Consider the following 11911-nt stretch of genomic DNA (forward strand, 5'->3'; position numbering starts at 1 on the left):
ATCCGGCCCATGACAGCCTCTACCTATATCGGGCGCTTTGCCCCCACACCCAGCGGCCATTTGCATTTCGGCTCCCTGGTCGCCGCCCTCGCCTCCTACCTCGACGCCCGCGCCAACCACGGCCTATGGCTGATGCGTATGGAAGACCTCGACCCACCCCGTGAAGAACCCGGCGCACAGGCAGCAATCCTGCACGCACTGGAAAGCTATGGCTTCGAGTGGGACGGTGAACGGGTCCTACAAAGCGAGCGGCACGAGGCCTACGCCAAAGTCATGAACGACCTGTTCAACCACGGCCTGGCCTACGCCTGCACCTGTTCACGCAAACAGCTTGAACCCTACAACGGGATCTACCCGGGCCTGTGCCGCAATGCTGGCCACGACCAGCAAGACGCCGCCATCCGTTTGCGTGTTCCCGAGCTTGAGTACCACTTTACCGACCGCGTCCAGGGCGAATTCCGACAGCACCTGGGCCGCGACGTAGGCGATTTCGTCATCCGTCGCCGCGACGGCCTGTACGCCTATCAACTGGCGGTGGTACTCGACGATGCGTGGCAAGGTGTGACCGATATCGTGCGCGGTGCCGACCTGCTGGACTCGACGCCTCGCCAGCTCTACCTGCAAGAACTCCTCGGCCTGCGCCAACCGCGCTACCTGCACGTGCCGCTGATCATCCAGCCGGACGGCAATAAACTGGGCAAATCCTACCGTTCGCCGCCGTTGACACCTGACCAGGCCACGCCTTTGCTATTGAGGGCATTACGCGCCCTAGGCCAGCAACCCGGTGACGAACTGTTGCACGCCAGCCCGCGAGAACTGCTGGATTGGGGCATTGCGCACTGGGATGCCACGCAGATCCCGCGCACACTCACGCTGGCCGAAGCGCAATTGAGCTGAAGGCGCTTGCAGCTTGCCAAGCATCCGTTACCATCGCCGCACGTTTTTACACAGAGGCCAACATGTACATCTATCGATTGGTCCTGCTGCTGGTCGTCGGGATCTACCTGTTTTCCCCCGCCATCATGGATTGGTGGATCGACGCCACGGGCGCCTGGTATCGCCCATATCTGCTGTGGCTGATCCTGATCGTCGTGACTTTCATCCTGCAGAGCCAAAAAGATGCCGATGAGCTTTAGCCTCACCCAGATGCTGCTGATCAGCGCCGCCTACCTGGCTGCACTGTTCGGAGTCGCCTGGATCAGTGAGCGCGGAATGATTCCGCGGGCGATCATTCGCCATCCGTTGACCTACACCTTGTCCCTCGGCGTCTACGCCAGCGCCTGGGCGTTCTATGGCACCGTGGGCCTGGCCTATCAGTACGGTTATGGCTTTCTGTCCAGCTACCTCGGGGTGTCCGGCGCGTTTCTGCTGGCGCCGGTGCTGCTGTACCCGATCCTGAAGATCACCCGCACCTACCAATTGTCCTCCCTGGCCGACCTGTTTGCCTTCCGCTTTCGCAGCACCTGGGCCGGCGCGCTGACCACGGTGTTCATGTTGATTGGCGTATTGCCGTTGCTGGCGTTGCAAATCCAGGCGGTGGCCGACTCCATCAGTATCCTGACCCGCGAGCCGGTGCAACACCGCGTTGCCCTGGCGTTCTGCGCGCTGATCACGCTGTTCACGATTTTCTTCGGTTCGCGCCATATCGCCACCCGCGAAAAACATGAAGGCCTGGTGTTTGCGATTGCCTTTGAGTCGGTGATCAAGCTGATCGCCATCGGCGGCGTCGGCCTGTATGCGCTCTACGGCGTGTTCGATGGCCCGCAACAGCTTGAACTTTGGCTGCTGCAAAACCAGACCGCCCTCGCCGCCCTGCACACGCCTTTGCAGGAAGGCCCATGGCGCACGCTGCTGCTGGTGTTCTTCGCCTCGGCCATCGTGATGCCGCACATGTACCACATGACCTTCACCGAGAACCTCAACCCGCGCTCGCTGGTCAGCGCCAGCTGGGGTTTGCCGTTGTTCCTGCTGTTGATGAGCCTGGCGGTGCCGCTGATCCTGTGGGCCGGCCTGAAACTGGGGGCCACCACCAACCCTGAATACTTCACCCTCGGCATCGGCATTGCCGCCAACAGCCCAGCCTTGGCGCTGCTGGCTTATGTGGGTGGATTGTCAGCGGCGAGCGGGCTGATCATCGTCACGACCCTGGCACTGTCCGGCATGGCGCTCAACCACTTGGTATTGCCGCTGTACCAGCCTCCAGCTGAAGGCAATATCTACCGTTGGCTGAAATGGACACGCCGCGCGCTGATCGTCGCGATCATCATGGCCGGCTACGGGTTCTACTTGTTGCTGGGCGCCGGGCAGGACCTGGCCAACCTGGGCATCGTCGCATTTGTCGCCACCTTGCAGTTCCTGCCGGGCGTACTGTCGGTGCTGTACTGGCCGACCGCCAATCGCCGTGGCTTCATCGCCGGTTTGCTCGCCGGGATCCTGGTGTGGATCGTGACCATGCTGTTGCCGCTGGTCGGTAACCTGCAGGGCTTCTACATCCCGCTGCTGAACATGATTTATGTGCTGGATGACACCAGTTGGCACATGGCCGCGATTGCCTCCCTGGCCGCCAACGTCCTGATGTTTACCCTGATCTCGCTGTTCACCAACGCCAGCCCGGAAGAAACCAGCGCCGCCGAAGCCTGCGCGGTGGACAACGTGCGTCGCCCACAGCGCCGCGAATTGCATGCGGCCTCACCCCAGGAGTTCGCCACGCAACTGGCCAAGCCACTGGGTGCCAAGGCGGCGCAAAAAGAGGTCGAACAGGCGCTGCGCGATCTCTATCTGCCATTCGATGAGCGGCGCCCCTACGCGCTGCGCCGTCTGCGGGACCGTATCGAGGCCAACCTGTCCGGGCTGATGGGCCCGAGCGTGTCCCAGGACATGGTGGAAACCTTCCTGCCCTACAAGGCCGGCGGCGAAAACTACGTCACCGAAGACATCCATTTCATCGAGAGCCGGCTGGAGGATTACCACTCACGCCTCACTGGCCTCGCCGCCGAACTTGACGCCCTGCGCCGCTACCACCGCCAGACCCTGCAGGAACTGCCGATGGGCGTGTGTTCCCTGGCCAAGGATCAAGAGATCCTGATGTGGAACAAAGCCATGGAAGAACTCACCGGCATCGCCGCGCAGCGCGTGGTCGGCTCACGCCTCAATACCCTGGGCGAGCCGTGGAAAGAACTGCTGCAAGGCTTTATCAACCTGCCCGACGAGCACTTGCACAAACAGCACCTGGCGCTCGACGGCCAGACCCGCTGGCTCAACCTGCACAAAGCCGCGATCGACGAGCCCCTGGCACCCGGTAACAGCGGCTTGGTGTTGTTGGTGGAAGACCTGACCGAAACCCAGATGCTCGAAGACAAGCTGGTGCACTCCGAGCGCCTGGCCAGCATCGGCCGACTGGCGGCGGGTGTGGCCCATGAAATCGGCAATCCGATCACCGGTATCGCCTGCCTGGCGCAGAACCTGCGCGAAGAACGCGAAGAAGACGGCGAAATCACCGAAATCAGCGGGCAGATTCTCGAACAGACCAAGCGCGTCTCACGCATCGTGCAGTCGCTGATGAGCTTCGCCCACGCCGGCGCCCATCAGAATCAGGACGAAGCGGTATGCCTGGCCGAAGTGGCGCAGGATGCCATTGGGCTGCTGGCCTTGAACCGGCGCAATTTCGAAGTACAGTTCTTCAATTTATGCGATCCCGACCATTGGGTCGATGGCGACTCACAACGCCTGGCCCAAGTGCTGATCAACCTGCTGTCCAACGCCCGTGACGCCACTCCGGCCGGCGGTGCGGTACGCGTCAAGACCGAGGCTTTCGAACATACGGTCGATCTGATCGTCGAAGATGAAGGTAGCGGTATTCCACAGAACATCATGGACCGATTGTTCGAACCCTTCTTCACCACCAAGGACCCAGGTGAAGGTACCGGTCTGGGCCTTGCACTGGTCTATTCCATCGTTGAAGAGCATTATGGACAAATCACCATCGACAGCCCGGCTGACACCGAAAGCCAACGCGGCACCCGTATTCGGGTGACCTTGCCGCGTCATGTCGAAGCGACGTCCGCTGTGAACTGAGACCGTCGAGAGAATTGAATCAATGCCGCACATTTTGATCGTCGAAGACGAAACCATTATCCGCTCTGCCTTGCGTCGCCTGCTTGAACGTAATCAGTACCAGGTCAGCGAAGCCGGCTCGGTGCAGGAAGCCCAGGAGCGTTTCAGCATTCCCACGTTCGACCTGATTGTCAGTGACCTGCGCCTGCCTGGCGCGCCTGGCACCGAGTTGATCAAGCTTGGCCAGGGCACCCCGGTGCTGATCATGACCAGCTACGCCAGCCTGCGTTCGGCGGTCGACTCCATGAAGATGGGCGCGGTGGACTACATCGCCAAGCCTTTCGACCATGACGAGATGCTTCAGGCCGTGGCCCGCATTCTGCGCGACCGCCAGTCGGCCAGCAATGCGCCCGCCGAACAACGGCCAGCCGGCAAAGCTGCCGACAAACCGGGCGTGGACAACAGCAACGGCGAGATCGGCATCATCGGCTCCTGCCCACCGATGCAGGACCTCTACAGCAAGATCCGCAAAGTAGCGCCGACTGACTCCAATGTCTTGATCCAGGGCGAGTCCGGCACCGGTAAAGAACTGGTAGCCCGTGCCCTGCACAACCTGTCCAAGCGTGCCAAGGCGCCGATGATTTCGGTGAACTGCGCAGCGATCCCCGAATCCCTGATCGAGTCCGAACTGTTCGGCCACGAGAAAGGCGCATTCACTGGCGCCAGCGCCGGGCGTGCGGGCCTGGTCGAAGCGGCGGACGGCGGCACGTTGTTCCTTGATGAAATCGGTGAGCTGCCGCTGGAAGCCCAAGCCCGATTGCTGCGCGTGCTGCAGGAAGGCGAAATTCGCCGCGTAGGCTCGGTGCAGTCGCAAAAGGTCGATGTGCGCCTGATCGCAGCGACCCACCGCGACCTCAAGAGCCTGGCCAAGATCGGCCAGTTCCGTGAAGACTTGTATTACCGCCTGCACGTGATCGCCCTCAAGCTGCCGGCCCTGCGTGAGCGTGGCGCCGACGTCAACGAGATCGCCAACGCCTTCCTGCTGCGCCAGAGCGCGCGCATCAACCGTACCGACCTCAAGTTCGCGCCAGACGCCGAGCAAGCGATCCGGCATTACTCGTGGCCGGGTAACGTACGGGAGCTGGAGAATGCGGTGGAGCGTGCGGTGATCCTGTCGGAGAGTCCGGAGATTTCCGCCGAACTGCTGGGCATCGATATCGAGCTGAGTGACCTGGACGACGACGACTTCATCGGTCTGGCCCCACAACAGGGCGGTAGCAATACCAGCCATGAGCCGACGGAAGATTTGTCTCTGGAAGATTATTTCCAGCATTTCGTCCTTGAGCACCAGGACCATATGACCGAGACCGAACTGGCGCGCAAGCTGGGCGTGAGCCGTAAATGCCTGTGGGAACGCCGCCAGCGCCTGGGCATTCCACGGCGCAAGACCGGTGTGGCCAGCGAAAGCTGAGGGCGCGCGCCCACAGGTAACACCCACCGATGTGAAAAAACTGTTACCGCGGATATTTCGCGTAACAAAAGCCGGGGCTTACGGTAACGAAGCCCCGGCTTTTTTTGGCCCGTCAAAAACCAAAAACCACCTCAACCCCCCGGTTTTACTGGGCGGCACAAAAGTTGGCACGCACCCTGCTATATGCTTAGTACAAAAACAATAACAAGCTTAGTACAAGACAATAAAAATAAGACGAATCGACTCACGCATAACAAAAACAACACGGCGGAGGCGCAGCTAACTGATTCTTTTGGAGAGGCGTTGCATTTGGGGCTTGCCCCGCAACCAGGCCGAGAACAACAAAAACTGCCCTAAGGCAGAGCCTGAACTGGTTGGATCGTAGATCAGCAACACAGCGACCAAAGCAATCCGTTTGCTCTTGACTCCCGATTGGGAGTGTCATGAAGGTGAAGCTTCATGGCGAGGGCGATCAACAAAAACAAGAAGCCCGAAATCAATAATAAAAATAGAGCACGCAACTACTTCTGGGGGAGCTTCGGCTCCCCTTGTAGTTTCCGGGATTTGACCTTTCAAGGCTTATGGCGCAATGCCTGTAGCTTGTTCCTACACCATCCCCTGACTAAATGCTAGAATCCCCGCCCATCATGCGGTCATTCTTCGTTATGGCCGAACATTCCTTCAAACAGTGCATCCCATGCTGAAGAAGTTGTTCCAGTCATTCCGTTCTCCCTTGCGTCGTACGCAACACAAACGCAGCACGCCTGAAGTGCTCAACAGCAGCCAGCATTCGCTGCAGCGCGCTCAATTCAGCCGTTATGCCGTGAATATCGTCGAACGCCTGCAGAACGCCGGCTACCAGGCTTATCTGGTCGGTGGCTGTGTGCGCGACATGCTGCTCAATATCACGCCCAAGGACTTCGACGTCGCCACCAGCGCCACGCCTGAGCAAGTGCGTGCCGAATTCCGTAATGCGCGGATCATCGGCCGACGCTTCAAGCTGGTGCATATCCACTTCGGTCGCGAAATCATCGAAGTCGCGACGTTCCGTGCCGGCCACCCGCAAAACGATGAAGAGGAAGACACCAATCAGTCCTCCCGCAACGAAAGCGGGCGCATCCTGCGCGACAACGTCTACGGCACCCTGGAAGAAGACGCGCAACGCCGCGACTTCACCATCAACGCCCTGTATTACGACCCGGTCAGCGAGCGCATCCTCGATTACGCCAATGGCGTACACGATATTCGTAACAACCTGATTCGCCTGATCGGCGATCCGGTCCAACGCTACCAGGAAGACCCGGTGCGCATGCTGCGGGCCGTGCGGTTTGCCGCCAAGCTGAACTTCGGTATTGAGCGCCATACCGCCGCGCCGATTCGCGAACTGGCACCGATGCTGCGGGAGATCCCGTCGGCACGCCTGTTCGAAGAAGTGCTCAAGCTGTTCCTCTCGGGTTATGCCGCCGACACCTTTGAAATGCTGGTGGACCTGCAGTTGTTCGACCCACTGTTCCCGGCCAGCGCCGAGGCTTTGGAATACAACCCGACGTACACCCACACCTTGATCAGCGAAGCGCTGATCAACACCGACCTGCGCATCAAGCAGAACAAGCCGGTCACCCCGGCGTTCCTGTTTGCCGCCTTGCTGTGGCCAGCGTTGCCCAAACGCGTACTGCGCTTGCAGGAGCGCGGCATGCCACCGATCCCGGCCATGCAGGAAGCCGCGCATGAGCTGATCGCCGAACAGTGCCAGCGCATCGCCATTCCGAAACGTTTCACCATGCCGATCCGCGAGATCTGGGACATGCAGGAGCGTCTGCCACGCCGCAGCGGTAAACGCGCCGACCTGTTGCTGGACAACCCGCGCTTCCGCGCCGGCTACGACTTCCTGCTGTTGCGTGAAAGCGCTGGCGAGCAGACCGATGGCCTGGGTGAATGGTGGACCGATTACCAGGACGCCAATGACAGCGAGCGCCGCGACATGATTCGTGACCTCGGCAGCAAAGGCGACGGCGAAGGTCCGAAGAAACGTCGCCGCAGCTGCACCAAGCGCAAGCGCAGCGCAGCCGATACCTCCGGCGAGTAAACGTGGAACGCATCTACATCGGCATGGGCAGTAATCTGGCGGCCCCGGACCAGCAATTGCGCAGCGCTATCGAAGCGCTGGCGCAATTGCCGGGCACCAAGGTCGCTGGTGTGTCCGCGTTTTATCAAAGTGATTCCCTGCTCCCTGGCCAGCCGCGCTACACCAATGCGGTTGCCGCCCTGGACAGCGATTTGGCGCCCCTTGAGTTGCTGGATGCACTGCAAGCCATCGAGAACGATCAAGGTCGCGAACGTCTTGAGCGCTGGGGCCCGCGCACGCTCGACCTGGACATCTTGCTGTTTGGCGATCACCTGATCGACGAACCGCGCCTCAAGGTCCCGCACTATCAGATGCACCTGCGTGCTTTTGTGCTGTACCCGTTGGCCGAACTGGCGCCCGCCAGCCTGGCGTTACCCGATGGCCAAACCCTCGATGACTTGTTGGCAGCCTGCCCGTTTGTCGGTCTGGAACGCCTCACAGTTGCTGAATCGCGTCAGTAACAGCGGTAACACCGCCATCGTAACAATGCGGTAACACATCCAATTGACTTCCCGTGTCCTCCTCACGACTATAGGCGTCCCGCTGCCGCCAACCCGGCGCTAAAGGGCGCAATCCAGGCCATATAAGCACTGCTCTCAAGACCGTGCGCCTGTATAAACGAAGACTCACGCGCGTTACTCGCTGTTTCCAAGCGCCTGAATGAGGACCCTTTTCATGCCAGACATTACCCTGACCACCTTGCAGAGCCTCAAGCTCAAAGGTGAAAAAATCGCCATGCTGACCTGCTATGACGCCACCTTCGCCCACGCCAGTTGCCAGGCCGGGGTTGAAGTGTTGCTGGTGGGCGACTCCCTGGGCATGGTTCTTCAAGGGAATGACAGCACCCTGCCCGTCACCACCGATGAACTTGCGTACCACACCGCCAGCGTCAAGCGCGGCAACGATGGCGCACTCATCATCGCCGACCTGCCGTTCATGGGTTACGCGACGCTCGAACAGACCTTCCAGAATGCCGGCAAGCTGATGCAAGCCGGCGCGCATATGATCAAAGTCGAAGGCGCGGTGTGGCTGGCCGAGTCGATCCGTCTGCTGGCGGAACGCGGCGTGCCGGTGTGTGCGCACATGGGCCTGACGCCACAGTCGGTGAACATCCTCGGCGGCTACAAGGTACAAGGCCGCAATGAGGCCCAGGCGCGGCAGATGCGCGCCGATGCCATCGCCCTGGAACAGGCGGGCGCGGCAATGATCCTGCTCGAATGCGTGCCAAGCGAACTGGCGGCAGAAATCACCCAGGCGGTGAAAGTGCCGGTGATCGGGATTGGCGCAGGCTCGGCCACCGATGGCCAGGTGCTGGTGCTGCACGACATGCTCGGCCTGTCGATCACTGGTCGCGTGCCAAAGTTCGTGAAGAACTTCATGGTCGGCCAGGACAGCATTCACGCCGCATTGAGCGCCTACGTCGCCGAAGTCAAAGGCGTGACCTTCCCTGGCGCTGAACACGGATTCTCTGCATGAACACCGTAAAAACCGTACGTGAACTGCGGGCTGCGGTGACCCACGCCCGCAATGCCGGCAAGCGCATTGGCTTTGTGCCGACCATGGGCAACCTGCACACAGGCCATGCCACGTTGGTGACCAAGGCCGCCCAGCAGGCGGATTTCGTGGTGGCCAGCATCTTCGTCAACCCGCTGCAGTTTGGTGCTGGCGAAGACTTGGACAAGTATCCACGCACCCTGGCCGCCGACCAGGAAAAGCTGCTGCAAGCAGGTTGCAACCTGTTGTTTGCGCCCACCGTCGAGGAAATGTACACCGGCGGCATGACCGGCCAGACCCGCGTCAGCGTGCCGCAATTGTCTGAAGGCCTGTGCGGCGCCAGCCGTCCGGGGCACTTCGAAGGCGTGGCGACGGTGGTCAGCAAGCTGTTCAACATGGTCCAGCCGGACATGGCGGTGTTTGGCCAGAAGGATTACCAGCAACTGGCGGTGATCCGCGCAATGGTCCACGACCTGAACATGCCGATCCAGATCATCGGCGAACCCACCGTGCGCGCCGAGGACGGCCTCGCGCTGTCGTCGCGCAACGGCTACCTCACCGACGAGCAACGCGCCATTGCGCCGGTGCTGTACCGCAGCCTCAGCCAGATTGGCGCCGCGATCAAAGCCGGTGACCACGACTTCGCCAAGCTGCGCGCCGAACAGGTCCAGCAGATCGAAGCCGCCGGGTTGCGCCTGGACTACCTCGAAGTGCGCCAGGGCGTGCATTTGCGTCCGGCCACGGCCGAAGATCGGGATATCGTGATCCTCGTAGCCGCCTATCTCGGCGCTACCCGACTCATCGACAACCTGCACCTGACCCTCGACTGACCCCTTTCAGTCACCCTCCTCGCTGCGTCAATAAAAAGGGCCGGTATAAAAAAGTACCGGCCTTAGCGCAGACAAAGCCAAGACATATCGACACGCTAGGTTTAATGTAATCGCCCTGCGCTATGGTTAGCGCTGTCCGGAACCCAATGCTTGATCAAAGACTGGACGTTCCGGGCTTAGAAGTGTCCTAAAGGCAGTCCCCGTAATAAAAGGAAACCCGCAGCGATGGCGTACTACCGCACTCCTCATGACGTTACCGCTCTGCCCGCCTGGCAAGCGCTCAATCAACATCGCCAAGCCATGCAGGATTTCAGCATGCGCGAAGCGTTCAATGCCGATCCTCAGCGTTTTTCCCAGTTCACCCTGAGCAGCTGCGGACTTTTCCTCGATTACTCGAAAAACCTGATCACCGGCGAAACCCGCGACCTGCTCGTGGGCCTCGCCAAAGAAGTCGGCCTGAAAGACGCTATCAACTCGCTGTACGCCGGCGAACCGGTCAACTCCTCCGAAGGCCGCCCGGCCCTGCACACCGCCCTGCGCCGCCCGGTGGGCGACAAGTTGTCGGTGAACGGCGTGAACATCATGCCGGACGTGCACAAGGTGCTGAACCAGATCACTGACCTGGTCGGCCGCATTCACGACGGCCTGTGGCGCGGCTACACCGAGAAGCCGATCACCGACGTGGTGAACATCGGTATCGGTGGCTCGTTCCTCGGCCCGGAGCTGGTCTCCGAAGCGCTGTTGTCCTACGCCCACAAAGGCGTGCGCTGCCACTACCTGGCGAACATCGACGGCAGCGAGTTCCACGAGCTGACCATGAAACTGCGCGCCGAGACCACGCTGTTCATCGTCTCGTCGAAATCCTTCAACACCCTGGAAACCCTGAAAAACGCCCAGGCCGCCCGCGCCTGGTACCTGGCCCAGGGTGGCTCGGAAGCCGAGCTGTACCGCCACTTCATCGCTGTATCGAGCAACAACGCGGCGGCGGTGGCCTTTGGTATCCGTGAAGAAAACATCTTCCCGATGTGGGACTGGGTCGGCGGTCGTTACTCGCTGTGGTCGGCTATCGGTTTGCCCATCGCCCTGGCGATCGGCATGTCCAACTTCAAGGAGCTGCTGTCCGGTGCCTACACCATGGACCAGCATTTCCAGAACGCGCCGTTCGAACAGAACATGCCAGTACTGCTGGGCTTGCTGGGCGTTTGGTACGGCAACTTCTGGGGCGCGCAGAGCCATGCGATCCTGCCGTACGACCACTACCTGCGTAACATCACCAAACACTTGCAACAGCTGGACATGGAATCCAACGGCAAGAGCGTGCGCCAGGACGGCACGCCCGTCGCGACCGATACCGGCCCGGTGATCTGGGGTGGCGTGGGTTGCAACGGCCAACACGCTTACCACCAGTTGCTGCACCAGGGGACCCAACTGATCCCGGCCGACTTTATCGTGCCGATCGTCAGCTTCAACCCGGTGTCCGACCACCATCAGTGGCTGTACGCCAACTGCCTGTCCCAGAGCCAGGCGCTGATGCTCGGCAAGACCCGAGCCGAAGCCGAAGCCGAGCTGCGCGACAAGGGCATCCCGGAAGACGAAGTGCAGAAGCTGGCACCGCACAAGGTGATCCCGGGCAACCGTCCGAGCAACACCATCGTGGTCGAGCGCATCAGCCCGCGTCGCTTGGGCGCTCTGGTTGCCATGTATGAGCACAAAGTGTTCGTGCAGAGCGTGATCTGGGGTATCAACGCCTTCGACCAATGGGGTGTGGAACTGGGTAAAGAGCTGGGCAAAGGCGTCTACAACCGCCTGACCGGCGCCGAAGAAACCTCGGCCGAGGATGCTTCTACCCAGGGCCTGATCAACTACTTCCGCGGTCGTCACCGCGGCTGATCCAGGTATGGCAGGGCCAACGTCCGTTTGGACGTTGGCCTTGAACCC

9 protein-coding genes are annotated in these 11911 nt (G+C 60.7%); all 9 read left to right on the plus strand.

Translation table 11 applies throughout. From position 1 onward, the window contains the following. Positions 1 to 9 precede the first annotated feature (9 nt). The 9 genes from gluQRS (at position 10) to pgi (ending at position 11863) form a co-directional block, all read left to right on the plus strand. Positions 10 to 897, plus strand: coding sequence for a tRNA glutamyl-Q(34) synthetase GluQRS (gluQRS, locus tag ACP7BX_RS20985; RefSeq protein WP_426130076.1), 888 nt, complete (start codon positions 10 to 12; stop codon positions 895 to 897). A 62-nt stretch (positions 898 to 959) separates the two neighbouring features. Continuing rightward, positions 960 to 1136 carry a hypothetical protein gene (locus tag ACP7BX_RS20990; RefSeq protein ID WP_003176118.1) on the plus strand — a complete coding sequence of 59 codons (177 nt, stop codon included), beginning with the start codon at positions 960 to 962 and terminating at the stop codon, positions 1134 to 1136. Continuing rightward, entirely contained in the window at positions 1120 to 4074 is a 2955-nt protein-coding gene (locus tag ACP7BX_RS20995) for a sensor histidine kinase (protein ID WP_314530641.1), read from the plus strand. Before ACP7BX_RS20990 ends, ACP7BX_RS20995 begins: the two co-directional genes overlap by 17 nt. Positions 4075 to 4096: 22 nt before the next feature. Continuing rightward, the gene (locus tag ACP7BX_RS21000; protein WP_314530643.1) at positions 4097 to 5524 is read left to right on the plus strand and encodes a sigma-54 dependent transcriptional regulator; all 1428 of its coding nucleotides are present in this window, start codon (positions 4097 to 4099) and stop codon (positions 5522 to 5524) included. A gap of 697 nt (positions 5525 to 6221) precedes the next feature. After that, positions 6222 to 7610, plus strand: coding sequence for a polynucleotide adenylyltransferase PcnB (locus ACP7BX_RS21005; protein ID WP_426130074.1), 1389 nt, complete (start codon positions 6222 to 6224; stop codon positions 7608 to 7610). Between the two features lie 2 nt (positions 7611 to 7612). Continuing rightward, the gene (gene folK / locus ACP7BX_RS21010) at positions 7613 to 8110 is read left to right on the plus strand and encodes a 2-amino-4-hydroxy-6-hydroxymethyldihydropteridine diphosphokinase (protein WP_426130072.1); all 498 of its coding nucleotides are present in this window, start codon (positions 7613 to 7615) and stop codon (positions 8108 to 8110) included. Between the two features lie 214 nt (positions 8111 to 8324). After that, positions 8325 to 9125 carry a 3-methyl-2-oxobutanoate hydroxymethyltransferase gene (panB, locus tag ACP7BX_RS21015; RefSeq protein ID WP_426130070.1) on the plus strand — a complete coding sequence of 267 codons (801 nt, stop codon included), beginning with the start codon at positions 8325 to 8327 and terminating at the stop codon, positions 9123 to 9125. Beyond that, the gene (panC, locus tag ACP7BX_RS21020) at positions 9122 to 9973 is read left to right on the plus strand and encodes a pantoate--beta-alanine ligase (RefSeq protein ID WP_426130068.1); all 852 of its coding nucleotides are present in this window, start codon (positions 9122 to 9124) and stop codon (positions 9971 to 9973) included. Before panB ends, panC begins: the two co-directional genes overlap by 4 nt. Positions 9974 to 10198: 225 nt before the next feature. Then, on the plus strand, positions 10199 to 11863 hold the full coding sequence (gene pgi / locus ACP7BX_RS21025; RefSeq protein ID WP_426130066.1) for a glucose-6-phosphate isomerase: 1665 nt from the start codon (positions 10199 to 10201) through the stop codon (positions 11861 to 11863). Positions 11864 to 11911 lie beyond the last annotated feature (48 nt).

Source organism: Pseudomonas sp. DWP3-1-3b3, from assembly GCF_049896305.1.
Lineage (GTDB): Bacteria > Pseudomonadota > Gammaproteobacteria > Pseudomonadales > Pseudomonadaceae > Aquipseudomonas > Aquipseudomonas azotoformans_A.

What these genes read in the sequence shown, in the direction of transcription:
- gluQRS (WP_426130076.1), top strand. Translation starts at nt 10, where the DNA reads ATGACAGCCTCTACCTATATCGGGCGCTTTGCCCCCACACCCAGCGGC.
- ACP7BX_RS20990 (WP_003176118.1), top strand. Translation starts at nt 960, where the DNA reads ATGTACATCTATCGATTGGTCCTGCTGCTGGTCGTCGGGATCTACCTG.
- ACP7BX_RS20995 (WP_314530641.1), top strand. Translation starts at nt 1,120, where the DNA reads ATGCCGATGAGCTTTAGCCTCACCCAGATGCTGCTGATCAGCGCCGCC.
- ACP7BX_RS21000 (WP_314530643.1), top strand. Translation starts at nt 4,097, where the DNA reads ATGCCGCACATTTTGATCGTCGAAGACGAAACCATTATCCGCTCTGCC.
- ACP7BX_RS21005 (WP_426130074.1), top strand. Translation starts at nt 6,222, where the DNA reads ATGCTGAAGAAGTTGTTCCAGTCATTCCGTTCTCCCTTGCGTCGTACG.
- panB (WP_426130070.1), top strand. Translation starts at nt 8,325, where the DNA reads ATGCCAGACATTACCCTGACCACCTTGCAGAGCCTCAAGCTCAAAGGT.
- panC (WP_426130068.1), top strand. Translation starts at nt 9,122, where the DNA reads ATGAACACCGTAAAAACCGTACGTGAACTGCGGGCTGCGGTGACCCAC.
- pgi (WP_426130066.1), top strand. Translation starts at nt 10,199, where the DNA reads ATGGCGTACTACCGCACTCCTCATGACGTTACCGCTCTGCCCGCCTGG.